Below are 22,775 nucleotides of genomic sequence, written 5' to 3'. Positions count from 1 at the left end.
CCGACATGCGCGGTTGCAGGGTGGCCGATAGCCGCGCCGGATTTGCGGGTGAAACTCAAGATTAAGGGTGGCGCTACGGCATCATATGCTGTTTACACCAACGCGCCGACCCAGCCGCTGATGGCGCAGGCATCTGGCCTTAGCATCGCGCGCGGAAAACGGAATACCCACGGTGTGAGGACCAATGGCTGAATTCTTTAACACCCCAGGCGGAATTGCCATCATCATTTTGGCGCAAGTGCTTGCGGTTGTGGCCTTCGTGATGATCTCGCTTTTGTTTCTCGTCTATGGAGACCGCAAAATCTGGGCGGCGGTACAGATGCGCCGCGGCCCGAACGTGGTGGGCGTTTATGGCTTGCTGCAATCGGTGGCGGATGCGCTGAAATACGTGGTCAAAGAGGTGGTGATCCCGGCGGGCGCCGACCGCACTGTCTTTATACTTGCCCCGCTGACATCGTTCGTTCTGGCGATGATCGCCTGGGCGGTGATCCCGTTCAACGACGGCTGGGTGTTGTCGGATTTAAATGTCGCTATCCTCTATGTCTTCGCGGTGTCTTCACTGGAAGTTTATGGCGTAATTATGGGCGGTTGGGCGTCGAACTCAAAGTATCCGTTTCTTGGGTCCTTGCGATCTGCGGCGCAGATGATCTCGTATGAAGTCTCTCTGGGTCTGATCATCATCGGAGTGATCATTTCGACCGGATCGATGAACTTCGGCAACATCGTCGAGGCGCAAGACGGGCGTTTCGGTTTCTTCAGTTGGTACTGGCTGCCGCATTTCCCGATGGTCTTTCTGTTCTTTATCTCGGCGCTGGCCGAAACCAACCGGCCCCCGTTTGACCTGCCCGAGGCGGAATCGGAACTGGTCGCAGGCTATCAGGTTGAATACTCGGCCACGCCCTTCCTGCTGTTCATGGCAGGGGAATACATCGCCATCTTCCTGATGTGCGCGCTGATCTCACTGCTGTTCTTCGGTGGTTGGCTGTCGCCGATTCCCGGCCTGCCGGATGGCGTGTTGTGGATGGTCGCCAAAATGGCGTTCTTCTTCTTCCTCTTCGCGATGGTCAAGGCGATCACGCCTCGCTACCGCTATGACCAACTGATGCGGTTGGGCTGGAAAGTTTTCTTGCCGTTCAGCCTGGTCTGGGTAGTGTTCGTGGCCTTCGCGGCAAGGTTCGACTGGTTCTGGGGCGCATTCGCGCGTTGGAGCGTAGGAGGCTGATATGACCCAAATCGACTATACCCGCGCTGCCAAGTACTTCCTGCTGCAGGATTTCTGGGTCGGAATGAAGTTGGGGTTGAAATACTTCTTCGCCCCTAAGGCCACGGTGAACTACCCGCACGAAAAAGGCCCTCTGTCCCCGCGCTTCCGCGGCGAACACGCGCTGCGTCGCTATCCCAACGGTGAAGAACGCTGCATCGCCTGCAAATTGTGTGAGGCGATCTGCCCGGCGCAAGCCATCACCATCGATGCTGAACCGCGCGAAGACGGCAGCCGCCGCACCACGCGCTATGACATCGACATGACCAAGTGCATCTATTGCGGCTTCTGCCAAGAAGCCTGCCCGGTTGATGCCATCGTCGAAGGTCCGAACTTCGAATTCGCCACGGAAACCCGGGAAGAGCTGTTCTACGACAAGGAAAAACTGCTCGACAACGGCGAACGTTGGGAAGCCGAAATCGCCCGAAATCTGGAAATGGACGCGCCGTACAGATGAGTGACACGCCGACAAACCCGTTTGAGCTGATGATGAAGCAGGCCCAGGACATGGCCAAGGCGCTGAACCCTGCGATGGAGAGTTTCTCGCCCAAGGGGTTCGAAGCGCTGTGGCCGACCATGCCCAAAGAGGTCATGGAGATGATGTTTGGCAACGCGGTCAACACCGACGGGCTGGATGCCAAAACCCGCCTGTTGCTGACGCTGGCGGGGCTGACCTGTCAGGGCGCGCAGGCGGATACAGCGGTGCGTCAAACGGTGCGGCATGCTTTGGAAGCGGGCGCGAAGAAACAAGAGATCGTGGAAACGATCGGTCAGATGTCGGTCTTTGCCGGCATCCCGGCCATGACCCGCGCGCTGGATCTGGCGCAAGAGGTTCTGGGCGATAACGAGGATGAGGATCAATGACCGTCTTTGCCTTCTATCTGTTTGCCATCAGCGCCATCACCGGCGGGTTGTTTACGGTGATCAGCCGCCAGCCGGTGCACTCGGTGCTGTGGCTGATCCTGTCCTTCTTGTCCTCGGCGGGGTTGTTTGTGCTGCTGGGGGCCGAGTTCGTGGCGATGCTGCTGATTATCGTCTACGTGGGCGCGGTCGCGGTGCTGTTCCTGTTTGTGGTCATGATGCTGGACGTGGACTTTGCCGAGCTCAAGGCCGAGATGGCGCGCTATATGCCGCTGGCCCTACTGATCGGTCTGGTCATCCTGATGCAATTTGTCATGGCCTTTGGCGCATGGGACAGCGCCCAAGGCGCGGCGGCCAATCTGGCCCAGCCGGTTCCGACCGACCGCCACAACACCGAGGCGCTGGGCGTCATTCTTTACGATCAATATTTCCTTTTGTTCCAGCTTGCGGGCCTGATCCTTCTGGTGGCCATGATCGGAGCCATCGTGCTGACCCTGCGCCACCGTCAGGACATCAAGCGTCAGGACATCATCGGCCAGATGATGCGCGACCCGGCCAAGGCGATGGAGCTGAAGGACGTGAAACCGGGGCAGGGGCTGTGATGGGCCTATCTCTCCATCCTATTTCGGTTGCTCTTCTAATGTGCGTAGTGAGTACGTCTGCGAAGGCATGTTCAATGATCTTCCCAGAGCCTTGGGAGAATGAACGTGTCGCCCAAAATAGGGATTGCAGTTTCGTTAATGGCGGTGAGTTTGACTGGATCGAAGGTGGAGCTGTCGAGGATTTGGGGAACGACTTTGTTGCCCAAATGGTAGACGAGAGTGTCAGTGTAATAGACTGCAGCGATGGGACTGGCATTAATATTGTTGGCCCTGTCGTTGGCTGGGACTCTTGTGGCCCTGAGATCGATATTGACCAGATTTGGCCTCTACCGCTTAGGCTCATACCAAGCGCAGAAGGGCGTTTGGTTGATTTAGCCGAACGCGCCACTCGAAGTGACCTCAAAGTTCACTATGACCTGAACAAACGTTTCAAAACAGAGAAACGTAAAGATCGTTTCAGCCAATTGTGCGGCTGTAAACTCTACTACCCCGACTCGCCAGGAGCGAAGCTATGATCGGACTCGAACACTATCTTACGGTCGCGGCGACGCTGTTCGTCATTGGCATCTTCGGTCTCTTCCTGAACCGCAAGAACGTAATCATCCTGCTGATGAGCATCGAACTGATGCTGCTGGCGGTGAATATCAACCTTGTGGCGTTCTCCAGTTTCCTCGGCGATCTGGTCGGGCAGGTGTTTACGCTGTTCGTGCTGACCGTTGCGGCGGCCGAGGCGGCGATTGGGCTGGCTATTCTGGTCTGCTTCTTCCGCAACCGCGGCACCATCGCGGTTGAAGACGTCAATATGATGAAGGGCTAAGAGAACTATGGAAACCACCATCCTCTTTGCCCCATTGGTGGGCGCGCTGCTCTGCGGGTTTGGCTGGCGCTTTATCGGAGAGAAGGCGGCCATGTGGACCGCAACGGGCCTGCTGATTCTGGCCTGTTTGCTATCGTGGATCGTGTTCTTCACGTTCGATGGCGTCACCCAACAGATCGAGATCATGCGCTGGATCGAGAGCGGCTCGCTGTCGACAAGCTGGGCCATTCGTCTGGACCGGCTGACCGCGATCATGCTGATCGTTGTGACGACTGTGTCGGCGCTCGTGCACCTCTATTCCTTTGGCTACATGGATCACGACCCGCAATGGCGCGAGGGCGAGAGCTATAAACCGCGTTTCTTCGCCTATCTGTCCTTCTTCACCTTCGCCATGCTGATGCTGGTGACGGCGGACAATCTGGTTCAGATGTTCTTTGGCTGGGAAGGTGTGGGCGTCGCCTCATACCTGCTCATCGGGTTCTACTATCGCAAACCGAGCGCTAACGCGGCGGCGATGAAGGCGTTTATCGTCAACCGTGTCGGTGACTTTGGCTTTGCACTTGGCATCTTCGCGCTGTTCTTCCTGACGGACAGCATCAATTTCTCGGACATTTTTGCGTCGGCTCCGGCGCTCGCAGAAGAGAAACTGCACTTCCTGTGGGGCGAATGGACTGCGATCGAGGTGATCTGCGTCCTGCTGTTCATCGGTGCGATGGGTAAGTCGGCGCAGTTGATCCTGCACACATGGTTGCCGGATGCGATGGAAGGCCCGACGCCGGTATCAGCCCTGATTCACGCCGCGACGATGGTGACTGCGGGTGTGTTCCTTGTCTGCCGCATGTCGCCTTTGATGGAGTTCGCACCAGGTGCGACCGGGTTTATCACGTTCCTTGGGGCTTCGACGGCATTTTTCGCGGCCACCGTGGGCCTCGTGCAGACCGATATCAAGCGCGTCATTGCATATTCGACCTGTTCTCAGCTGGGTTACATGTTCGTCGCGGCTGGCGTCGGCATGTATTCGGCGGCGATGTTCCACCTGCTGACGCATGCATTCTTCAAGGCGCTCTTGTTCCTCGGGGCCGGTTCTGTGATCCACGCGATGCATCACGAGCAGGAGATGACCGAATACGGCGGGTTGCGGAAGAAAATCCCCTATACGTTCTGGGCGATGATGATCGGCACGCTCGCCATTACCGGCGTTGGTATCCCGCTGACCACCTTCGGCTTTGCCGGGTTCCTGTCCAAAGACGCCATCATCGAAAGCGCCTATGCGGGCGGCACAGGCTATGCCTTCTGGATGCTGGTGATCGCAGCGATGTTCACTTCGTTCTACAGCTGGCGTTTGATCTTCCTGACGTTCTACGGTGAAGAACGTGGCGACAAGCACACCCATGAACACGCGCATGAAAGCCCGATGTCCATGTTGATCCCGCTGGGTGTGCTGTCCCTTGGCGCGGTGTTTGCCGGGATGATCTGGTACGGCAACTTCTTTGGTCACGCGGATAAGGTCGGCAAGTTCTATGGAATTCCTGTGGCCGAAGCGTCTGAACACGCGGAAGGCCATGATGCGGACACGCATGCCGAACATGTGGCGGACGGTACTGCAGAAGAACATCACGGCGACGATCATGGTGACGCCCATGCCGATGACGGTCACGGTGAGAAAGATGCCCATGGCGAGCATCACTATGCCTTTGTGGGTGAGCCGGGCGAGGGTGCTCTGTACATGGCGCCGGACAATCATGTGCTGGACGATGCGCATGCGGCTCCGAAATGGGTCAAGGTCTCGCCCTTTGTGGCGATGCTGCTGGGCTTTGTCGTGGCCTATTGGTTCTATATCGTGAACCCGTCCCTGCCGGGGCGGCTGGCACAGAACCAGAGGCCGCTGTACCTGTTCCTGCTGAACAAATGGTACTTTGACGAAATCTACGACGCGATCTTTGTCAAACCCACCTTGGCGCTTGGCCGGTTCCTGTGGAGACGCGGGGATGGCAATACAATTGACGGCTTCCTGAACGGGGTGGCGATGGGCGTCGTACCTTTCTTCACCCGCCTCGCAGGCAAAGCTCAGACCGGCTACATCTTTACTTACGCCTTCTGGATGGTTCTGGGTATTGCTGCCCTTGTCACCTGGATGTCGATCGGGGGCGCAAACTAATGGACAATATTCTCTCGATCGTCACCTTCATCCCGGCCGTTGCAGCAGGCATTCTGGCCCTGTTTCTGCACGGGGATGACGACGCCGCGCAGCGCAACGCGAAATGGGTAGCGTTGGTGGCAACCACTGTGACCTTTCTGGTCTCGATCGGCATCTATACCGGATTTGATCCGTCCAACACCGGCTTCCAAATGGTGGAAGAGGGCGCGTGGCTGCTGGGTCTGAAATACAAGATGGGTGTCGACGGCATCAGCGTGTTGTTCGTGCTGCTGACCACCTTCATCATGCCGCTGACCATTCTGGCCAGCTGGAATGTGACCGAGCGGGTCAAGGAATACATGATCGCCTTCCTGCTGTTGGAAACGCTGATGCTGGGCGTGTTCATGGCGCTGGATCTTGTGCTGTTCTACCTGTTCTTCGAGGCCGGTCTGATCCCGATGTTCCTAATCATCGGCATCTGGGGCGGCGCGAACCGGATTTACGCGAGCTTCAAGTTCTTCCTGTATACATTCCTCGGCTCGGTGCTGATGCTGGTGGCGATGGTGGCGATGTATGCGGATGCGGGCACCACCGATATCGAGGCGCTGATGACCCATCAGTTCTCCTCCGAAGGGTTCAGCGTGTTGGGCGTCTATATCGTTGGCGGGATGCAGACGCTGATGTTCCTGGCTTTCTTCGCGTCCTTCGCGGTGAAGATGCCGATGTGGCCGGTCCATACCTGGTTGCCGGATGCGCACGTTCAGGCGCCCACGGCGGGTTCGGTCGTGCTGGCGGCGATCCTTTTGAAGATGGGCGGCTATGGCTTCCTGCGGTTCAGCTTGCCGATGTTCCCGGTGGGGTCGGCAGTGATGACCGATCTGGTGCTGTGGATGTCGGCCATCGCCGTTGTCTACACCTCGCTGGTGGCGCTGGTGCAGGAGGATATGAAAAAGCTGATCGCCTATTCCTCAGTCGCGCATATGGGCTTTGTGACCATGGGGATTTTTGCGGCGAACCAGCAGGGCATTGATGGTGCGATCTTCCAGATGCTCAGCCACGGGTTTATTTCGGCAGCCTTGTTCCTATGTGTCGGCGTGATCTACGACCGGATGCACACCCGCGATATCGACGCATACGGAGGTCTGGTCATCCGGATGCCCGCCTATGCGCTGGTCTTCATGCTGTTCACCATGGCCAATGTCGGCCTGCCGGGCACCTCGGGCTTCATCGGTGAATTCCTGACCCTGATGGGTGCGTTCCAGGTCAACACCTGGGTGACCGCAGTGGCGGCGACCGGCGTGATCTTCTCGGCGGGCTATGCGCTTTGGCTCTATCGTCGCGTGGTCTTCGGCGACTTGATCAAGGAAAGCCTCAAGGCGATGACCGACATGAGCTCGCGCGAGCGGCTGATCTTCGCGCCTTTGATCATCATGACGATCTTGCTGGGCGTCTACCCCTCGCTGGTGACCGATGTGATCGGCAACTCGACCGCCGCGCTGATTTCGAATTATGACACGGCTCTGGCCGCGGCTGAGGCCGTGAACCAGACAGCCGCTTCGCATTAAGGAGGCTTTGGAGACATGATCCAAGCTGATCTGACAATCATTTTGCCGGAAATCGTTCTGGCCGTGTATGCGATGGCTGCTCTGATCGGGGCTGTCTACACCACCAAGGACGGGCTGGCACCCGTTCTGGTTTGGGCGACATCGGGCCTGATGGCCTTGCTGGCGATCTGGATCGCAACGAATGGTGATGGCACCAACGTCGCGTTCAATGGCATGTTTGTGGATGACGGGTTCTCGCGCTTTGCCAAGGTTGCGATCCTGCTGTCTGCCGCCGCCGTCTTGCTGATGAGTCAGGACTATATGTCCCGCCGTGGATTGCTGCGGTTTGAATACCCCTTGTTGGTCGCATTGGCCGCCGTTGGCATGATGATGATGGTCAGCGCGGGCGATCTGATGTCCCTTTACATGGGGCTGGAGCTGCAGTCCCTGTCGCTCTACGTCGTTGCTGCGCTGCGCCGCGACAGTGCGAAATCGACCGAGGCCGGTCTGAAATACTTCGTACTGGGAGCGCTTAGTTCGGGGCTGTTGCTGTACGGCGCGTCTTTGGTCTACGGCTTCACCGGCACCACGCTGTTCTCGGGAATCATTCAGACGGTCCATCACGGAGATGTCTCGCTCGGCCTGCTATTCGGCCTGATCTTCCTGATCTCGGGTCTCGCTTTCAAAGTATCCGCAGTGCCGTTCCATATGTGGACTCCGGATGTGTACGAGGGTTCGCCCACGCCGATCACTGCCTTTTTTGCTACTGCGCCGAAAGTGGCCGCGATGGCACTGTTCGCACGCCTGCTGCACGACGCCTTTGGTGGCGTGATCCAGGATTGGCAGCAAGTGATCGTTCTGCTGTCAGTTCTGTCGATGCTGCTGGGTGCGGTTGCCGCGATCGGGCAGCGTGACATCAAGCGCCTGATGGCGTTTTCGTCGATTGCCCATATGGGCTATGCGCTGATTGGTCTAGCGGCGGGCACCGAAATGGGCATCAAGGCGATGCTGATGTATCTGGCGATCTACGTGACCATGAATATCGGTACCTTCGCCTTCATCCTTATGATGGAGCGAGACGGCAAGCCCGTCACCGACATTGATGCGCTGCGCCAATACTCCAAACGTGATCCGGGCAAAGCTCTGGCCGTTTTGATCCTGATGTTCAGCCTTGCGGGCGTGCCGCCGATGCTAGGCTTCTTCGCCAAATTCGGCGTTTGGCAAGCGGGCGTCAGCGCGGGGCTGATGGGGCTGGTGATCGTGTCGGCCATCGCCTCGGTCATCGGTGCGTTTTATTATCTGCGGATCGTGTTCTACATGTATTTCGGAGCCGAAAACGAAGACCCGATCGAGACACGCTCGACCCCCGTATTGTGGGTGGCACTGATGGGCTCGGCCGCTCTGATGCTGATCGGCGTGTTCTATCAGTTCGGTGTCGAAGGCGCGGCAGCGGCTGCGGCGGCGACGCTTGTCAACTGATCCGATGATCATTCAACGCAATGGGGCTCGGTCGGTCGACCGGGCCTTTTTGTCATGACGCAGTGGCCGCAAGGATACGGTCTGCATGTCGTGCAGGAAGTCGACAGCACGCTGAACGAGGCCGCGCGGATTGCGCCTTCGGCGCAAGGCCCGGTCTGGATCATGGCGCACCACCAGACCGCAGCCCGGGGGCGTCGCGGCCGGGCGTGGACCAACCCAAAGGGCAATCTTGCAGCGACCCTTTTGATGCGGCCCAGCGGCAACCCGGAACACGCGGCGTTGCGCAGTTTTGTTGCCGCCCTGTCTTTATTCGATGCGTGTGTTGCCGTGACCGGACGGGCAACCGGGCTGTCGCTGAAATGGCCCAATGATGTGTTGTTAAACGGCGGCAAGCTCGCGGGCATTCTGCTGGAAAGCACCGGGCAGGGGCGGGACATTTCTCATTTGGCGATTGGGATCGGTGTGAACCTCTCGGAAGCCCCGCCTGTGCATGCCGTCGAGGCGGGTGCTGTTCGACCTGTGTCATTGCTGTCTGAGACTGGGGCAGATGTCACGCCCGAGGATTTTCTGACCGAACTTGCGGCGGCCTATGCGCGGTACGAAGCTCAGTTCGCCACATATGGGTTCGAGCCGATCCGAACCGAATGGCTGGCCCGCGCTGCACGTTTGGGCGAGGTCATCACCGCCCGCACCGCCGCGTCCGAGACGGTTGGCACGTTTGAAACAGTGGACGCAGGCGGCAACCTTGTCCTAAACACCGCCAAAGGCCGGATTAGCATACCGGCGGCGGACGTGTTTTTCTGAAGGAGGCTCAGATGCTTCTGGCAATCGACTGCGGCAACACCAACACCGTCTTCTCGATTTGGGATGGTGAGACGTTCCTGTGCACCCTACGCACGTCCACCCATCATTCGCGCACGGCGGATGCGTATTTTACGTGGTACTCGACGCTGGTGAAACACTACGGGATTGAGGCGGAAATCAAGGATGTCGTCATCGCCTCGACCGTGCCGCGTGTGGTGTTCAACCTGCGCATTTTCGCGGACAGGTTCTTTGGTTGCAGGCCGCTGGTTGTGGGTAAACCCGAGTGCCTGCTGCCCGTCGCACCGCGCATTGATGAAGGGACCATTCCCGGTCCGGACCGACTGGCAAACGCCGTCGGCGCATTTGATCGCCATGGCGGAGATGTCGTGGTTGTTGATTTCGGAACTGCCACGAATTTCGACGTCGTCGCGTCGGACGGCGCATACGTCGGCGGGATCATCGCGCCGGGTGTGAACTTAAGCCTTGAGGCGTTGCATCAGGGTGCTGCCGCCTTGCCGCATATCGACATAACACGTCCTGATAAAGTGATTGGTACGAATACGGTTGGCTGTATCCAATCCGGCGTGTATTGGGGCTATTCCGGATTGATCGAGGGGCTGATTGCCCGCATCAAGTCGGAATATGGTACGCCGATGAAAGTTGTCGGGACCGGAGGGCTTGCGCCCCTGTTTGATCAGGCGGATGTGGGGTTCGACGCCATCGAAGACGATTTGACGATGCACGGTCTGACCGTGATCCATCGCTATAACAAGGATAATGGCTCAACATGAGCAATGAACGACTGATCTATCTGCCGCTGGGCGGTGCCGGCGAAATCGGGATGAACGCCTATGTCTATGGCTATGGAAAGCCGGGGCAAGAGCGTCTGATCCTCGTCGATCTGGGCGTCGCATTCCCGGATATGGACAGCTCACCCGGGGTGGACCTGATCTTTGCCGATATCACCTGGCTGAAAGAACGCGCGGATCAGCTTGAGGCGATCTTTGTCACCCATGCGCACGAAGACCATGTAGGCGCGGTGGCCCATTGCTATGAGGCCTTGGGCGCGCCGATCTATGCGCGGGCGTTCACGGCCAATATCGCGCGGCGCAAGATGGAAGATCAGGGCCACCCGACCGAGGCGGTGCGAACGGCCTCATCCTGGCCGGAACAGATCACGGTGGGTCCATTTAATGTTGGCTTCTTGCCGGTGTCCCACTCGATTCCCGAAAGCGCGGGCCTGATCATCGACACGCCCGCAGGTCGGGTCGTGCATACAGGCGATTTCAAATTGGATGCCGATCCGATCGTTGGTGAGCCTTTTGATACCGATCTTTGGGCCGAGGCGGCAAAGCCGGGTGTCAAAGCGCTGGTTTGCGACAGCACCAATGTGTTCTCGACCCATCCCGGCCGCTCGGAATCCGAGGTCGGCCCGGAGATCACGCGGTTGGTGCAAGATGCCAGCGGCATGGTGATTGCGACCACCTTTGCCTCGAACGTGGCGCGCGTGAAAACGCTGGCTGAGGCTGGGCAGAAGGCGGGCCGTTCGGTCGTTCTGCTGGGTCGTGCGATGCGGCGGATGATCGAAGCGGCGACGGAAACGGGCATTCTGACCGATTTCCCCAAGGTTATCAGTGCTGAAGAGGCGCAAGAGGTCCCGCGCGGGAATCTGATGCTGATCGTGACCGGCAGTCAGGGTGAACGTCGTGCTGCCAGTGCCCAATTGGCCCGAGGCAAATATCGCGGGCTTGAGGCGAAAGAGGGCGACTTGTTCCTGTTTTCGTCAAAGACCATCCCCGGCAACGAACGTGGTGTGATCCGCATTATCAACCAGCTCAGCGAAAAAGGTGTGGATGTCGTGGATGACAGCTCGGGTCTCTATCACGTTTCGGGTCACGCAAACCGCCCCGATCTTGAGCGTGTTCATACTCTGGTCGAGCCGCAGATGGTGATCCCGATGCATGGTGAACATCGCCATCTGCGCGCCCATGCCAAACTGGCGGAAGAGGGCGGGCGCACCGGCATTCTAGCCGTAAACGGCACCATGCTGGACCTGACAGGAAACGCTCCGAAAGTGGTGGACTATGTCGAAACCGGCCGGACCTATCTGGATGGCTCGGTGCAGATCGGAGCGCTCGACGGCGTGGTCCGTGACCGTATCCGCATGGCCCTAAACGGGCATGTGACGATTACCGTCATACTGGACGAAGAAGACGAACCGCTGGGCGAGCCTTGGTGTGATACGATGGGTCTGCCCGAAACGGGGTCTTCCCGCGCGGCGTTGATCGAAGTGCTCGAGGAAGACCTGAACCAGTTCCTGATGCGGGCGGATGCCAAGACCCTGCGCGACGATGACAAGCTGGAAGAAGGTCTGCGACGGATCGCACGGCAAAGCGCGCTGTCCGAGATCGGCAAGAAGCCTGAAGTGACTGTCGTCGTGAGCCGGATGCGCTAGGGCTCGGACGGCATCGGATAGCCGCGCAGCTGCAGGAACAGGCTGGCTTCTTCGTTGTTGAGAAAGAAGGGCACGGTTTCCGGTGGGCGCGTGTCTGTTGCGCGCGCGGCGATTTCGGCTAGAACGACCTCGGTGATGAAGGGCAGGTCGAATTCGCGCGCCTGTCGTATCTTCACCCATTGTAAATGAGACAGCTCGTCCGAGGCGTGGGTGAAATCGTCCAGATCGCCCTGAATGGCCTCGGCATCCACCAAAAAGAACCGGGCATCAAACCGGCGCGGACGACCGGGCGGAGTGACTGCGCGGAACACAAACTGCAAAGCTTGGGCAGCGGGGACATGGCCTGTCTCCGCGAAACTCTGCCAGTCCTCGGGCACAGGGTCGGTCCAATGCCCGCTTTGGCCAAGGATCAACCCGGTTTCTTCCCAAAGCTCGCGGACCGCAGCGGCGGCCAATGCGCCATGAAGCCCGGGTTGGGATTCTTGTGACAGGCGATCGATGCAGAGATCCGGCAAAGGCGACGCAAGCGGCACATCGGCATCCGCCAGATCAACCGCGCCGCCGGGAAACACGAACTTGTTCGGCATGAACGCTGCTTTTGAGCCGCGCTGCCCCATCAAAATGGACGGGTCTTTGAACCGATCCCGCAATACGATAACGGTTGCCGCATCCCGGATTGCGGTCTTGTCTTGCGTCATACAGACTTGCCAAATCCGTGCATACGTTTGGCCCATTGATAGCCCACAATGGCCCCTTTCAAACGCGGCAAAAGATAAAGTGACAGCGCGACACAGGCGACGGACAGCCCAATCGCCATCGTCCACGGGCCCGGTCGCCAATGCACATACGATACATGCAGAGCGGGTGCCAACAGGTGACCGACGATCAGAATGGTCAGGTAAGCAGGGCCGTCATCTGCACGGTGATGGAACAGTTCCTCGCCACAGTTCGAGCAAGTGTCATTAACCTTGAGATAGCTGTGCAGCAGCTTGCCCTCGCCGCAATTCGGGCATTTGCAGCGAAAGCCCTTGATCAGTGCGGGCTTGGTCGGGCGATCCTCGACAATCTGAGTGTCAATGGTTTGGTCGGTCATTCGAATCTCACGCGTTCGGTCTGCACTTATAATGTCTTTGCGTGACGCGAGTTAAAAGGGGGTGCGTCGCTTTGCGGCGGTTCAGGCGTCTTAAGCACAATATTGGGGCGGCAAAAAAAATTTTGGGGACGGCCGACGGAAACCCGGGTGGACCGCGTTTCAATAAGTATCAACGGCGGCATGACGCACGCCAAACAAAGGAAACCTGAATATGAAAACTGCTACATATATCTCTGCGATTGTTCTGGCTTCAGTCGTGGTGACTGGCACCTCGGTCATGGCCAAAGGTCCCGGCGATCGTCAGCCAGCCACCTTTCAGGAACTGGATGCCGACGGAAACGGCGAGATCACCAAGGCCGAACTTGAGGCCCATCGCAATCAACGTTTCACTGCCGCGGATAGCGACGGCGATGGGAAACTGAGCGTTGAGGAAATGCAGACTGCGGCGCAGGCGAAGGCAACGGACCGCACCAATAAAATGTTCGAAAAATACGACGCCAATCAGGATGGGTTTCTGAGCGAAGATGAGTTGCCCAAACCGCGTCGCGGCGCGAAGATGTTCGACAGGATCGACGCGGATGGAAATGGTTCAATATCGGAACAGGAATATGCCGATGCGAAAGACAAAATGGGTCGCCACAAGAAACGGCATGGTAAGCAGAACTCGGACAGCAACTGATGCAGGATGGAGGATCTGACCTCCCAGCCGAAATCTGAGCATGGCGAAGAATTTGCCATGCCGCGGCCCAGCGACGATGTGTTGCTGGGCCAGTATGCTGATGGCGACCCGTCAGCGGCGCGGGTTTTGACCGATCGCCTGGGTCCGCGCTGTTTTTCTGTCGCACTTCGCATGCTGGGAAATCGGGCCGAAGCAGAGGACGTCACGCAGGAAGCGATGATGCGGCTATGGAAAATGGCGCCGGATTGGGTATCGGGTCAGGCGCAGGTTTCGACCTGGTTGTACCGCGTCACGTTGAACCTTTGCGTTGATCTGCGGCGAAAGAAGCGACCCGCGTCGCTTGAGACCGAGCCTGAACCCGAAGACCAGGCAGCGAGTGTTGTCGACAAAATGCAGGACGATGCCCGCAAAGACGCGTTGCAGCAGGCCCTGGATGAATTGCCTGAACGCCAACGGCAGGCCGTGGTCCTGAGGCATATCGAAGAATTGCCCAACCCGGAAATCGCCGGGATCATGGGAATTTCCGTTGAAGCGGTTGAAAGTTTGACCGCGCGGGGGAAAAGGTCTCTGAAAGCGATCCTGTCGGGTCGCCGGGAAGAACTGGGGTATGAACATGGCTGAAAGCAACAGAGATTTGGAAGACCTTTTTGCCGAGGCCAGGCAGTCTCGACCCGAGTTGCCGCAAGATTTGGCGGTGCGGATTGAAACCGATGCTGAAGAAGTGAGGCTTGGCCGGCTTTCACAGGCGTCTCGCGCGCATCCTAAATCGATGCGTCAATGGATCTCCGTTGTTGGAGGCTGGCAGGGATTGGGTGGGCTGATTGCTGCAAGCGCCGCCGGTGTTTGGATCGGTTTTTCAGCGCCATCGTTTCTGCCTGATCCGGCGGGTTTGCTTGTCAATCAGGAGACGACCTATCTGATGGCGGATTTGAACCTGGATATCGATTATCTGGAGGAGACGGAATGAGCGACAAACCAACAGCCAAACGCAAGTGGGTGCCGATCGTTCTTGTGATCTCGCTTGCTTTGAACCTTTTGGTGGCGGGCGCAGTGCTTGGCACCGTTCTCAGGTTTCGCGGAAGTGACCACGTTGGCATACCGCCCGGCTTTGGCCCGGCGCTTTATGCGGCCCTGCCCAAAGAAGACCGAAAGGCTTTGCGAGGCGAGCTGGCAGGCAAGCGGGTCAAAGGATCTGATCGCCGCAAGCAGGATTTCATGGCTTTGAGCCAGGTGCTTCAGGCCGTTCCATTTGATCCCAACGCCGTGGCCGTGGTGTTGCAACAACAGGCGCAAGCCGCCAGCGAACTGCAGGCCGCGTTGCATCGGCAATGGCTCAGCCAAGTTACTGCGATGAACGACGAAGAACGGGCAAGCTACGCGCTTAGACTTCAGGAGGTGGTGGAGAGAGGCCCCAAGCGGAAAAAGAAAAAGGACTAAGACGGAGTCATGCGGCGCTTTGACGAATGCGCACCTGGTTTCTGCCCGCTTTTTTGGCTGCATAGAGCGCCTGGTCCGCCGAGCGGATCAAGCCTTCAACCAAACCGTCCGACCTGAGCACTTCGACCGGAGCGCATAGTTTCAGGCCGACGCTGATCGTTACCGGAACCGGTGCGACCCGATCCGGCATCAGAAAGGGTTGATTGCAAATACTGCCGCAAATGATATCGGCGTTTCGCATCGCCTGTTTCGACGTGCAATCCGGAAGGACGATCATGAATTCTTCGCCACCGATGCGGGCCACAAATCCCTTGTCGCCTGTCGAGCATTTCAGCCGTCTGGCCGCTTCGGTCAGGACAAGATCACCACCCGCATGCCCGAACCGGTCATTGATTGCCTTGAAGTGGTCGAGGTCGGCCAACATGATGGCAAACCCTCTGCCTGAAAGGTGGGATTGTCGTGCAACTTGCTCCAGTGCCCGCATCGCATAGCGGCGATTGTGCAGGCCGGTCAACGGGTCCGTCAGCGACTCGGCCAGTCCACGACGCATCGAGGCGCGCAGACTGTCGTCACGCGTCTTTCGTGCGATCTGGGTTTCCAGCCGCAACGTGACTTCGTCCGTGCTGAACCCGCCCATACAGACCGCGTCCGCGCCGCGATCCAGCGCTTCGGCGGCCAGCTTTGCGTTCTCGCCCTGCACGACTGCGATCAGGACCGTGTGCCGCGTCGCCCCACGCGATCGGAGATCGGCCAGGGTGCTCATCCCGACTGAATCCGCCCCAAGTTCGATCACTATGGCATCGGGTGGGGGATCAGACAGGATGCCCCTGAGATTGGGCAGCGTATGGCATGTCAGCTGATGCTGGCTGTGTGCGGCGAGCGCATTGCTCCACAATGCTCCAGTCCGTGCATTTTGCGTCAGGACCGATATGGAGGCAGTAGGGGGCGGCGTAATCAGGGCCGCGCCAGCTTCCGCGAACCCGATCGACTGAGGATCATCCCTGACCTTCAATTCCTGCCGGTCTGCCCGCACACGCAGCAAGCTGCGGACCCGAGCCAAAAGCAGCGCGTCGTGGTAGGGATAGGCAAGAACGTCATCCAGCCCATCCGACAACGCTCGCATCCGGGCCGCTTTGTCGTTCTGCGGCGCAATTGCTACGACCGGCACGTCTGACATCGACGGGTCCCGCGCCAGCAACTTTTTGACATCTGCGGCCGTTCCGTCCGGAAGGGTCTGGGCGGTCAGGACAAGGTCCGGCCGCGCACGCCGCAACAGGGCGGCCAGCCCCGCCACTTTTTCCCCTTGCACAACATGGTACCAGGCCGCCGTCAGCTGCACCTTGAGCATGATGCGATTGGTCGAAACCCCGTCTAGGACAAGTATCGTGCCTTGTACGGACATAGCCACTCACCGTTAGATTGCATGCGTTGCCAAAGTGTTTATGACTCTGGTTAATAAACCCTTTCCATTTCCCAATCCGAGACAAGATTATGGCAATAACTCCCGAGGCCGCCGAAACCATGGCTTTGAACGTGTTGGGCTGGTTGGTCGGAAATGATGAACTAATGCCGGTTTTTCTGGGCGCAACAGGGGCTTCGGCGCAGGACCTGCGGGATCGGGCGGGTGAGGCAGAGTTTCTGGCCTCAATCCTTGGCTTTCTGATGCTTGACGATTCGTGGGTGGTTGCGTTTTGTGACGCCAATGCGGTGCCGTACGACCTGCCGGGTCAGGCGCATGCGGTCTTATCCGGTGCATCTGAAATGCACTGGACCTGAGGGAGAAATTGCTGATGCCCATCGAGGCCTTGCTGTTCGACAAGGATGGCACACTGTTCGATTTCGCTGCGACCTGGGGTTATTTCGGGCGGGCCGCGATGCTGCGGCTGGCCGACGGAGATCATACGCAAGCTGCTTCCCTTGGTCAGGCGATCGGCTTCAATTTCCAGGACGAAACCTATGCGCCGGATAGCGTTGTCATCGCGGGAACGGTGGATGAGATCGCCGAAGCTTTGTCGCCACAGTTGCCCGAAATGTCCTGGTCGGATTTGGTGGCGCTCTTGAATCAGGTGGCAGCCGAGGCAACGCAAGTTCCGTCTGTGGCGTTGGTTCCTTTTTTGGACGGTTTAAGACGGTCCGGATTGCGCCTGGGTGTTGCGACCAATGACGCAGAACACCCGGCTTTGCAGCATCTGGAGTCGGTTGGGATCAAGGACCATTTCGACTTTGTCGCGGGGTATGACAGCGGCCATGGTTTCAAGCCCGGTCCAGGCCAGTTGCTGGCCTTCGCCAAGCATGTGGACATTGAACCGCAACGTATCGCAATGGTTGGCGACAGCCGCCACGATCTTCAGGCTGGGCGTGCGGCCGGGATGGTCACAATCGGCGTGCTGACGGGCCTCGCGCCAGCCGAAAAGCTTGCACCTTTGGCTGATGTCGTCTTGCCGGATATCGGTCACATCCCCGGTTGGTTGTCCAAAACCTGACCGTTCGACGCCTAGAATCGGCGCTCTGCTATTCAAAACCGACACAGACTGTCGCAGACAGAGCGGCCATACCCCGATCTTCCGGGCTTGCTTGAGGTAGGCAAGTTCGGAGGACAGCATGGCCGACACGAAAACCCGCAGACGTCGCAGTGGTGGACGCGCCGGAGCAGCAGAACGCCGGGGCAGTGCGGTGATCGACCAGATGCCGTGGAGCCCCCCCATCAATACTGATGCTCCTACCGAACCCTTGGGGCCTGAGGGGATTCAGGCCATCCACGAGGGTGCTATGCGCATTCTCGAAGAGATCGGGATTGAATTCTATAACAAGGAGGCCATCGGTATTCTGCGCGAGGCCGGATGCACCATTGACGGCGACAACGTGCGTATGGGCCGGGACTTTGTGATGGAGATGGTCGCAAAAGCGCCTGCGTCTTTCACCATCACGCCGCGCAACCCGGATCACAAGATTGAAATTGGCGGTCGCACTCTGCTGTTCGGAAATGTCTCGTCCCCACCGAATTATTGGGACATGGAGATCGGAAAGAAAGTCCCGGGCACGCGGCGGATGTGTCAGGATTTGCTGAAACTGACGCAGTATTTCAACTGCATTCACTTTGCCGGCGGCTATCCGGTTGAGCCGGTGGATATCCATGCCAGCGTTCGTCATCTGGACGTGCTTTATGACAAGCTAACGCTGACCGACAAGGCAATGCACGCCTATTCGCTGGGCAAGGAACGCGTCGAGGATGTGATGGAAATGGTCCGCATCGCGGGGGGGCTGAGCCACGATGAATTCGAGGCCGAACCGCGCATGTATACGAATATCAATTCGACCTCCCCGCTTAAACATGATCATCCGATGATCGACGGGTGCCTACGTCTGGCGCGGCGCGGGCAAGCAATTGTCGTGACGCCCTTCACACTGGCCGGGGCGATGGCACCGGTCACGATGGCAGGCGCAGTTGCGCAGTCCCTGGCCGAAGCGCTGTGCGCGATCGCATTGTTTCAGTATGTGCGGCCCGGAATTCCCTGCGTGATCGGCACGTTTACCTCGAACGTGGACATGAAATCCGGCGCGCCTGCGTTTGGCACGCCTGAATATATGCGCTCGACCCAGATGACAGGCCAGATGGCGCGGTTCTATGGCTTACCAATGCGCTCATCAGGTGTGTGCGCGGCGAATGTGCCCGATGGGCAGGCAATTTGGGAGACGTCAAACTCGCTGTGGGCGGCGGTTCAGTCGGGGACCAACATGGTCTATCATGCGGCTGGATGGCTGGAAGGTGGGCTTATCGCCAGCCCCGAAAAATTCATCATGGATTGCGAGATATTACAGCAAATTCAACGCTATATGCAGCCAGAGCTTTGCGCAACGCAGCCGGATGATATTGCGCTAGACGCCATCCGCTCGGTCGGAAATGATGGGCATTTCTTTGGAATTCAGCACACTCAGGATCGTTACACCACCGCCTTCTATCAACCGTTTCTGAGCGATTGGAAGAACTTTGAAGGCTGGGAAGCGGCGGGCGGCATTTGGACCGCGGAACGCGCGCATCACATGTTCAAGGAAATCGTCGGCAGCTTTGAAGCACCTCCGATTGACGACGCAATCCGCGACGAACTGGTCGATTTTGTCGCGCGCCGCAAAGCCGAGGGCGGAGCACCGACCGACTTCTGATCGGTACGCCAAAGGTCAACGTATCAGTGTGATATTGCATCGCATTTTCGCTATCCTCGCGCCGGAATTGTGCGTTTGTTAAACTTTCTGCGCTCTGTTGGACTGGATATCCAACCTGAGGGCGACTCATGCACGGTCTGATCAACAGGGCCATTCAATCCTTTGTCTGCGCTACCTATGGCCGTACCTGTTGGGTTCGGGCCACCGAAGCAGCCGGGTTGGGGTTTGTCGAGTTTGAGGCGATGCTTGTCTATGATGCGGACATGTCAGCCGGGGTACTGGATGCGTTGTGCGCCGAGCTTGACCGCACCCAGGCCGAGTTTCTTGAGGATTTGGGGACCTATCTGGTCTCGCATCCCAACACGGAAGGGTTGCGCCGTCTGATGCGATTTGGCGGGGGGTCGTATGTGGAATTTCTTCATTCGCTGGACGAACTTGCCGACTGGGTCAGGCTGGCAGTGTCGGATCTGGAACTCCCGGCCTTGGAATTGCATGAGGTCTCTGCATCGGAATATCGGTTGCATTGCTTTCGCGGGCTTCCGGGGTATTCCGATGTCATGACGGGCGTCCTGAGGGCCATGGCGGATGACTATGGCGCGCTGGCTATACTTTCTGGCGAAGGTCAGCAGGGCGAAGCCGACGTCATCTCAATCACCCTCGTGGAAAGCGCGTTTGCAGAAGGTCGTCAATTCGAACTAGGGGCGCGTCAACCGTGATGAATTCGGATCAACTCGCCGCTTTGTTGGAAACCTTGTGCCCGATGTTTGTGCTGGTCGATCAGACCGGACAAATCCGGCAAGTGGGGCCAACATTGCAAAAATTGCGACCCGATCAACCTATGGCGGGACAACAATTCCTGAACATGTTCCGTCTAATCCGCCCCCGATCGGTTACGACGCTTCCGGCATTAATGTCGACCGCCGGCGCGAAACTGCATTTGAAATTCCGTGACAATCCCCAAACGGCTCTCAAAGGGTTGATCGCGCCGCTGCCGAACGGTGAGGGTGCGGTGATAAACCTGTCCTTCGGCATTTCCGTTCTGGACGCTGTACGCGACTATGCGTTAACGCGGGCCGACTTTTCGGGAACGGACCTGGCCATCGAGCTGCTCTACCTCGTCGAGGCCAAATCCGCCGCGATGGAGGCATCGCGATCTTTGAATCTGCGGCTGCAGGGCGCGATGCTCGCCGCGGAAGAACAAGCGTATACCGACACCCTGACCGGGCTCAAAAACCGTCGGGCCATGGACCACATATTGGGGCACCTGGCTTCTGCGAAGACATCTTTTGCGTTGATGCATCTCGATCTAGATTATTTCAAGGCGGTCAATGATCGATTGGGGCACGCCGCCGGGGACTACGTTTTGCAGCAGGCTGCGGCGATCATGTTGGAAGAAACGCGTGGCGATGATACTGTCGCCAGGATCGGTGGTGACGAATTCGTTCTCATTTTCAAGGGCCTGACCCAAAAAGAGCGGCTTGAAAAGATTGCCGCTCGGCTCATCAATAAGCTTCAGCACCCTATGACCTTTGAGGATACGGTTTGCGCGATTTCCGGCAGCATTGGTATCGCAACCTCGGTTCAGTTTGAAACCCCGAACGGGGCAGGTGTTTTGCAGGCTGCTGACCTGGCTCTTTATCAGGCGAAACGCGAAGGGCGGTCCTGTCATCGCTTTTATTGCCAACAGCTTGAGGCTCAGCAATCGGAGTGACCTAGGACGTTTGGCCGTCAAAAATTTTCAACTTCTAGCGACGAGGTTGTTGTCCAATCGCTTTGCGATCTGCTGCTGAACTTCGGGCAATTCACCGATCACGGGCATCACCAGACCCGCAAAAGATGCATTGGCCAGTTCGTTGGGGATGTCTTCCAGCACATGTCCCCCTCGGCAAGCGAAGAAGGGCAAGCAGATGGACGTTTCACCAAGGCCGTCGGCCGCTTCGGCGATTGATGGGGTTTGTTCGACAAACCCGACGCGAACCTGGCGGAACGGCACCAAACGGGACACCTCGTTGGCGAAGGAAGCTGCGACTTTGGCAGGGTTGGCGCTGCGGCCAGAACCATGGGCTGCAACAACAAGATCTGTTGTCTCGGGCCTCCATGCATTTTCAGACAATCTGGCCCGCAACGCGTCCGCCACAAGAGATGGAAGGCAAGGATCCGTTCCCAACGGCTCCATAATGTCAACCTGACGTTTTCCGATGCGTTTGGGCAGTGCGCTTGTGACAAACCAACCGCGCGCCATAAATAGCGGGTAGACCAATGTACCCGCAGGCAACGCGTCCAGACATGCCTCAAGCGCATTGGGTGCGGCCAATGTCGCCGAATGAACGGCCACATTTTCACACAACCCATCAATCTTTCCGGCCAAATCCGCCAGAGCCGCCTCGGCGGGATCTGGGTCAGAGGGTTGGCCGTGTGCAACGATAACGGCGTGACGCATATTCGATCTCCGAAGTTGGCCTTGTTGTAAATGCTCCGCTTCGCGGCAGAGTCAATCTGTCTGCTACCCCAAAAGGGACAGCCAAACCCAGACGGTCAAAATGGACGCAGCAGTTCCGATCAACACCGAGGACGCCGCTACACGTTTGGCCCGCCCATACATATTGGCAAAAATGTAGGCGTTGAACCCGGGTGCCATGGCCGCGGTCAGAACACCCGACCGGAACAGGTCGTTGGGAAGGGATAAGGTTGTGCCAAACAACCACACCAGGCTTGGATGTAGCATCAGTGAGATTACGCAGACAAAGACGATGGCGCGCAAATCGCCCTCGGGTCGGTATTTGACCAGAACGCCGCCCAGCGCAAACAGAGCGCCCGGCAAGGCGGCGCGCGTGATTAGGTTAAGCGCCTCATCCAAGACATCAGGGATTGCGATACCCGAGAAATTCACCACGAAACCCAAAGCGATTCCGAGGATCAGCGCGTTTTTGAACATCGCCGTCAGAACCGCGCGCAGCATGCGTGCTCCGCCGTTGCCCCGATGGCGAAAGACCTCCATCACGGTGATGCCGACGCAGTAGCAGAACGGCGAATGGAACGCGATGATTGCGTAATTTCCGGTCAGGTTTTCAGGCCCATAAGCCCGCTCTGTTATCGGCAGGCCCAACAAAACCGAGTTGGAGAACAGGCAGCAAAACCCGATGGCCACGCAATCTTCCCATTCGCGGCCAAAGATCAGTCTTGCACCCAGCATTCCGGCCAAGAAACACAGGCCAGCTGCGGAATAAAAGCTTGTCAGAAGCCGGGGGTCGAAACTGGCGCTCAGGTCAAGATTGGCGATGGCGAGAAACAGAAGGCAGGGAATCGCAAACCCTTGGGTGAATTTCATCAGCCCATCAATATGCGACTCTTGAAAATACCCCGCTCGGGTTGCGGTATATCCGGCGCCAATGACCAGAAATACCGGGAGGATAACGTCGATCAGGCTCTGAAACATGGCAGAGCC

At 58.0% G+C, this 22,775-nt stretch carries 26 protein-coding genes; 21 read left to right on the top strand and 5 right to left on the bottom strand.

All coding sequences use genetic code 11. From position 1 onward, the window contains the following. Positions 1-184 precede the first annotated feature (184 nt). The 12 genes from nuoH to ACR0CR_RS04145 all read left to right on the top strand — a co-directional run bounded on the left by nuoH (position 185) and on the right by ACR0CR_RS04145 (position 11,960). Positions 185-1,222, top strand: a complete 1,038-nt coding sequence (gene nuoH, locus ACR0CR_RS04200; RefSeq protein WP_480597034.1) for an NADH-quinone oxidoreductase subunit NuoH — start codon at positions 185-187, stop codon at positions 1,220-1,222. A gap of 1 nt (position 1,223) precedes the next feature. After that, positions 1,224-1,718 carry an NADH-quinone oxidoreductase subunit NuoI gene (gene nuoI / locus ACR0CR_RS04195; RefSeq protein WP_039524264.1) on the top strand — a complete coding sequence of 165 codons (495 nt, stop codon included), beginning with the start codon at positions 1,224-1,226 and terminating at the stop codon, positions 1,716-1,718. After that, a complete protein-coding gene (locus ACR0CR_RS04190; protein WP_480597032.1) occupies positions 1,715-2,125 on the top strand; it encodes a carboxymuconolactone decarboxylase family protein in 411 nt (136 codons plus the stop codon). The genes nuoI and ACR0CR_RS04190 overlap by 4 nt, the downstream gene beginning before the upstream one ends. Beyond that, positions 2,122-2,724: an NADH-quinone oxidoreductase subunit J gene (locus ACR0CR_RS04185; RefSeq protein WP_008755476.1), complete on the top strand. Its 603-nt coding sequence runs from the start codon at positions 2,122-2,124 to the stop codon at positions 2,722-2,724. Before ACR0CR_RS04190 ends, ACR0CR_RS04185 begins: the two co-directional genes overlap by 4 nt. 74 nt (positions 2,725-2,798) lie before the next feature. Continuing rightward, positions 2,799-3,239, top strand: a complete 441-nt coding sequence (locus ACR0CR_RS04180; protein ID WP_480597030.1) for a hypothetical protein — start codon at positions 2,799-2,801, stop codon at positions 3,237-3,239. Then, the gene (gene nuoK, locus ACR0CR_RS04175; protein ID WP_005984024.1) at positions 3,236-3,541 is read left to right on the top strand and encodes an NADH-quinone oxidoreductase subunit NuoK; all 306 of its coding nucleotides are present in this window, start codon (positions 3,236-3,238) and stop codon (positions 3,539-3,541) included. The genes ACR0CR_RS04180 and nuoK overlap by 4 nt, the downstream gene beginning before the upstream one ends. A 7-nt stretch (positions 3,542-3,548) precedes the next feature. Further along, entirely contained in the window at positions 3,549-5,699 is a 2,151-nt protein-coding gene (gene nuoL, locus ACR0CR_RS04170) for an NADH-quinone oxidoreductase subunit L (RefSeq protein ID WP_480597028.1), read from the top strand. Further along, positions 5,699-7,243 carry an NADH-quinone oxidoreductase subunit M gene (locus ACR0CR_RS04165; RefSeq protein ID WP_480597027.1) on the top strand — a complete coding sequence of 515 codons (1,545 nt, stop codon included), beginning with the start codon at positions 5,699-5,701 and terminating at the stop codon, positions 7,241-7,243. The genes nuoL and ACR0CR_RS04165 overlap by 1 nt, the downstream gene beginning before the upstream one ends. A 15-nt stretch (positions 7,244-7,258) precedes the next feature. Beyond that, entirely contained in the window at positions 7,259-8,701 is a 1,443-nt protein-coding gene (gene nuoN / locus ACR0CR_RS04160; RefSeq protein ID WP_480597025.1) for an NADH-quinone oxidoreductase subunit NuoN, read from the top strand. 54 nt (positions 8,702-8,755) lie between these two features. Then, positions 8,756-9,505, top strand: a complete 750-nt coding sequence (locus tag ACR0CR_RS04155; RefSeq protein ID WP_480597024.1) for a biotin--[acetyl-CoA-carboxylase] ligase — start codon at positions 8,756-8,758, stop codon at positions 9,503-9,505. A gap of 11 nt (positions 9,506-9,516) precedes the next feature. Beyond that, complete coding sequence (locus ACR0CR_RS04150) at positions 9,517-10,296, top strand: type III pantothenate kinase (RefSeq protein ID WP_480597022.1); 780 nt, start codon at positions 9,517-9,519, stop codon at positions 10,294-10,296. Then, positions 10,293-11,960, top strand: a complete 1,668-nt coding sequence (locus ACR0CR_RS04145) for a ribonuclease J (RefSeq protein ID WP_480597020.1) — start codon at positions 10,293-10,295, stop codon at positions 11,958-11,960. The genes ACR0CR_RS04150 and ACR0CR_RS04145 overlap by 4 nt, the downstream gene beginning before the upstream one ends. On the opposite strand, the gene ACR0CR_RS04140 is transcribed toward ACR0CR_RS04145, so the two are convergent. Further along, positions 11,957-12,658, bottom strand: coding sequence for an NUDIX hydrolase (locus tag ACR0CR_RS04140; RefSeq protein ID WP_480597018.1), 702 nt, complete (start codon positions 12,656-12,658; stop codon positions 11,957-11,959). The genes ACR0CR_RS04145 and ACR0CR_RS04140 overlap by 4 nt on opposite strands. After that, a complete protein-coding gene (locus ACR0CR_RS04135) occupies positions 12,655-13,053 on the bottom strand; it encodes a DUF983 domain-containing protein (RefSeq protein ID WP_480597016.1) in 399 nt (132 codons plus the stop codon). The genes ACR0CR_RS04140 and ACR0CR_RS04135 overlap by 4 nt, the downstream gene beginning before the upstream one ends. Positions 13,054-13,264: 211 nt before the next feature. On the opposite strand from ACR0CR_RS04135, the gene ACR0CR_RS04130 reads away from it, so the two are divergent. From ACR0CR_RS04130 to ACR0CR_RS04115, 4 genes are read left to right on the top strand one after another with little or no spacing between them, the layout of a single operon-like run. Next, positions 13,265-13,732, top strand: a complete 468-nt coding sequence (locus tag ACR0CR_RS04130; protein WP_480597013.1) for an EF-hand domain-containing protein — start codon at positions 13,265-13,267, stop codon at positions 13,730-13,732. Between the two features lie 6 nt (positions 13,733-13,738). Continuing rightward, positions 13,739-14,353 (top strand): RNA polymerase sigma factor, encoded by a 615-nt coding sequence (locus ACR0CR_RS04125; protein WP_480597011.1) that lies wholly within the window; start codon positions 13,739-13,741, stop codon positions 14,351-14,353. Further along, complete coding sequence (locus tag ACR0CR_RS04120) at positions 14,346-14,699, top strand: hypothetical protein (protein ID WP_480597009.1); 354 nt, start codon at positions 14,346-14,348, stop codon at positions 14,697-14,699. Before ACR0CR_RS04125 ends, ACR0CR_RS04120 begins: the two co-directional genes overlap by 8 nt. Further along, complete coding sequence (locus tag ACR0CR_RS04115) at positions 14,696-15,169, top strand: periplasmic heavy metal sensor (protein ID WP_480597007.1); 474 nt, start codon at positions 14,696-14,698, stop codon at positions 15,167-15,169. Before ACR0CR_RS04120 ends, ACR0CR_RS04115 begins: the two co-directional genes overlap by 4 nt. A gap of 7 nt (positions 15,170-15,176) precedes the next feature. On the opposite strand, the gene ACR0CR_RS04110 is transcribed toward ACR0CR_RS04115, so the two are convergent. Further along, positions 15,177-16,571 (bottom strand): diguanylate cyclase domain-containing protein, encoded by a 1,395-nt coding sequence (locus ACR0CR_RS04110; RefSeq protein WP_480597005.1) that lies wholly within the window; start codon positions 16,569-16,571, stop codon positions 15,177-15,179. 89 nt (positions 16,572-16,660) lie between these two features. On the opposite strand from ACR0CR_RS04110, the gene ACR0CR_RS04105 reads away from it, so the two are divergent. The 5 genes from ACR0CR_RS04105 to ACR0CR_RS04085 all read left to right on the top strand — a co-directional run bounded on the left by ACR0CR_RS04105 (position 16,661) and on the right by ACR0CR_RS04085 (position 21,041). Further along, positions 16,661-16,945: a DUF3572 domain-containing protein gene (locus tag ACR0CR_RS04105; RefSeq protein ID WP_480597003.1), complete on the top strand. Its 285-nt coding sequence runs from the start codon at positions 16,661-16,663 to the stop codon at positions 16,943-16,945. A 14-nt stretch (positions 16,946-16,959) separates the two neighbouring features. Next, positions 16,960-17,652, top strand: coding sequence for an HAD family hydrolase (locus ACR0CR_RS04100; protein WP_480597001.1), 693 nt, complete (start codon positions 16,960-16,962; stop codon positions 17,650-17,652). A 118-nt stretch (positions 17,653-17,770) separates the two neighbouring features. Further along, the gene (locus tag ACR0CR_RS04095; protein ID WP_480596999.1) at positions 17,771-19,330 is read left to right on the top strand and encodes a trimethylamine methyltransferase family protein; all 1,560 of its coding nucleotides are present in this window, start codon (positions 17,771-17,773) and stop codon (positions 19,328-19,330) included. Between the two features lie 128 nt (positions 19,331-19,458). Beyond that, positions 19,459-20,046 carry a heme NO-binding domain-containing protein gene (locus ACR0CR_RS04090; RefSeq protein ID WP_480596996.1) on the top strand — a complete coding sequence of 196 codons (588 nt, stop codon included), beginning with the start codon at positions 19,459-19,461 and terminating at the stop codon, positions 20,044-20,046. Further along, complete coding sequence (locus ACR0CR_RS04085; RefSeq protein WP_480596993.1) at positions 20,046-21,041, top strand: diguanylate cyclase domain-containing protein; 996 nt, start codon at positions 20,046-20,048, stop codon at positions 21,039-21,041. The genes ACR0CR_RS04090 and ACR0CR_RS04085 overlap by 1 nt, the downstream gene beginning before the upstream one ends. 27 nt (positions 21,042-21,068) lie before the next feature. Here ACR0CR_RS04085 and ACR0CR_RS04080 read toward each other — a convergent pair whose 3' ends face one another. Continuing rightward, positions 21,069-21,770: a CbiX/SirB N-terminal domain-containing protein gene (locus tag ACR0CR_RS04080; RefSeq protein WP_480596991.1), complete on the bottom strand. Its 702-nt coding sequence runs from the start codon at positions 21,768-21,770 to the stop codon at positions 21,069-21,071. Between the two features lie 63 nt (positions 21,771-21,833). Next, positions 21,834-22,766 carry an AEC family transporter gene (locus ACR0CR_RS04075; protein ID WP_480596989.1) on the bottom strand — a complete coding sequence of 311 codons (933 nt, stop codon included), beginning with the start codon at positions 22,764-22,766 and terminating at the stop codon, positions 21,834-21,836. Between the last annotated feature and the right edge of the window lie 9 nt (positions 22,767-22,775).

Source organism: Ruegeria sp. AM2 (genome assembly GCF_056540685.1).
This window is presented reverse-complemented; position numbering and strand designations above follow the sequence as displayed.

Excerpts from the sequence above, each read along its gene's own strand:
- nuoH (WP_480597034.1), top strand. The coding sequence starts at position 185 with ATGGCTGAATTCTTTAACACCCCAGGCGGAATTGCCATCATCATTTTG.
- nuoI (WP_039524264.1), top strand. The coding sequence starts at position 1,224 with ATGACCCAAATCGACTATACCCGCGCTGCCAAGTACTTCCTGCTGCAG.
- ACR0CR_RS04190 (WP_480597032.1), top strand. The coding sequence starts at position 1,715 with ATGAGTGACACGCCGACAAACCCGTTTGAGCTGATGATGAAGCAGGCC.
- ACR0CR_RS04185 (WP_008755476.1), top strand. The coding sequence starts at position 2,122 with ATGACCGTCTTTGCCTTCTATCTGTTTGCCATCAGCGCCATCACCGGC.
- ACR0CR_RS04180 (WP_480597030.1), top strand. The coding sequence starts at position 2,799 with ATGATCTTCCCAGAGCCTTGGGAGAATGAACGTGTCGCCCAAAATAGG.
- nuoK (WP_005984024.1), top strand. The coding sequence starts at position 3,236 with ATGATCGGACTCGAACACTATCTTACGGTCGCGGCGACGCTGTTCGTC.
- nuoL (WP_480597028.1), top strand. The coding sequence starts at position 3,549 with ATGGAAACCACCATCCTCTTTGCCCCATTGGTGGGCGCGCTGCTCTGC.
- ACR0CR_RS04165 (WP_480597027.1), top strand. The coding sequence starts at position 5,699 with ATGGACAATATTCTCTCGATCGTCACCTTCATCCCGGCCGTTGCAGCA.
- nuoN (WP_480597025.1), top strand. The coding sequence starts at position 7,259 with ATGATCCAAGCTGATCTGACAATCATTTTGCCGGAAATCGTTCTGGCC.
- ACR0CR_RS04155 (WP_480597024.1), top strand. The coding sequence starts at position 8,756 with ATGACGCAGTGGCCGCAAGGATACGGTCTGCATGTCGTGCAGGAAGTC.
- ACR0CR_RS04150 (WP_480597022.1), top strand. The coding sequence starts at position 9,517 with ATGCTTCTGGCAATCGACTGCGGCAACACCAACACCGTCTTCTCGATT.
- ACR0CR_RS04145 (WP_480597020.1), top strand. The coding sequence starts at position 10,293 with ATGAGCAATGAACGACTGATCTATCTGCCGCTGGGCGGTGCCGGCGAA.
- ACR0CR_RS04140 (WP_480597018.1), bottom strand. The coding sequence starts at position 12,658 with ATGACGCAAGACAAGACCGCAATCCGGGATGCGGCAACCGTTATCGTA.
- ACR0CR_RS04135 (WP_480597016.1), bottom strand. The coding sequence starts at position 13,053 with ATGACCGACCAAACCATTGACACTCAGATTGTCGAGGATCGCCCGACC.
- ACR0CR_RS04130 (WP_480597013.1), top strand. The coding sequence starts at position 13,265 with ATGAAAACTGCTACATATATCTCTGCGATTGTTCTGGCTTCAGTCGTG.
- ACR0CR_RS04125 (WP_480597011.1), top strand. The coding sequence starts at position 13,739 with ATGGAGGATCTGACCTCCCAGCCGAAATCTGAGCATGGCGAAGAATTT.
- ACR0CR_RS04120 (WP_480597009.1), top strand. The coding sequence starts at position 14,346 with ATGGCTGAAAGCAACAGAGATTTGGAAGACCTTTTTGCCGAGGCCAGG.
- ACR0CR_RS04115 (WP_480597007.1), top strand. The coding sequence starts at position 14,696 with ATGAGCGACAAACCAACAGCCAAACGCAAGTGGGTGCCGATCGTTCTT.
- ACR0CR_RS04110 (WP_480597005.1), bottom strand. The coding sequence starts at position 16,571 with ATGTCCGTACAAGGCACGATACTTGTCCTAGACGGGGTTTCGACCAAT.
- ACR0CR_RS04105 (WP_480597003.1), top strand. The coding sequence starts at position 16,661 with ATGGCAATAACTCCCGAGGCCGCCGAAACCATGGCTTTGAACGTGTTG.
- ACR0CR_RS04100 (WP_480597001.1), top strand. The coding sequence starts at position 16,960 with ATGCCCATCGAGGCCTTGCTGTTCGACAAGGATGGCACACTGTTCGAT.
- ACR0CR_RS04095 (WP_480596999.1), top strand. The coding sequence starts at position 17,771 with ATGGCCGACACGAAAACCCGCAGACGTCGCAGTGGTGGACGCGCCGGA.
- ACR0CR_RS04090 (WP_480596996.1), top strand. The coding sequence starts at position 19,459 with ATGCACGGTCTGATCAACAGGGCCATTCAATCCTTTGTCTGCGCTACC.
- ACR0CR_RS04085 (WP_480596993.1), top strand. The coding sequence starts at position 20,046 with ATGAATTCGGATCAACTCGCCGCTTTGTTGGAAACCTTGTGCCCGATG.
- ACR0CR_RS04080 (WP_480596991.1), bottom strand. The coding sequence starts at position 21,770 with ATGCGTCACGCCGTTATCGTTGCACACGGCCAACCCTCTGACCCAGAT.
- ACR0CR_RS04075 (WP_480596989.1), bottom strand. The coding sequence starts at position 22,766 with ATGTTTCAGAGCCTGATCGACGTTATCCTCCCGGTATTTCTGGTCATT.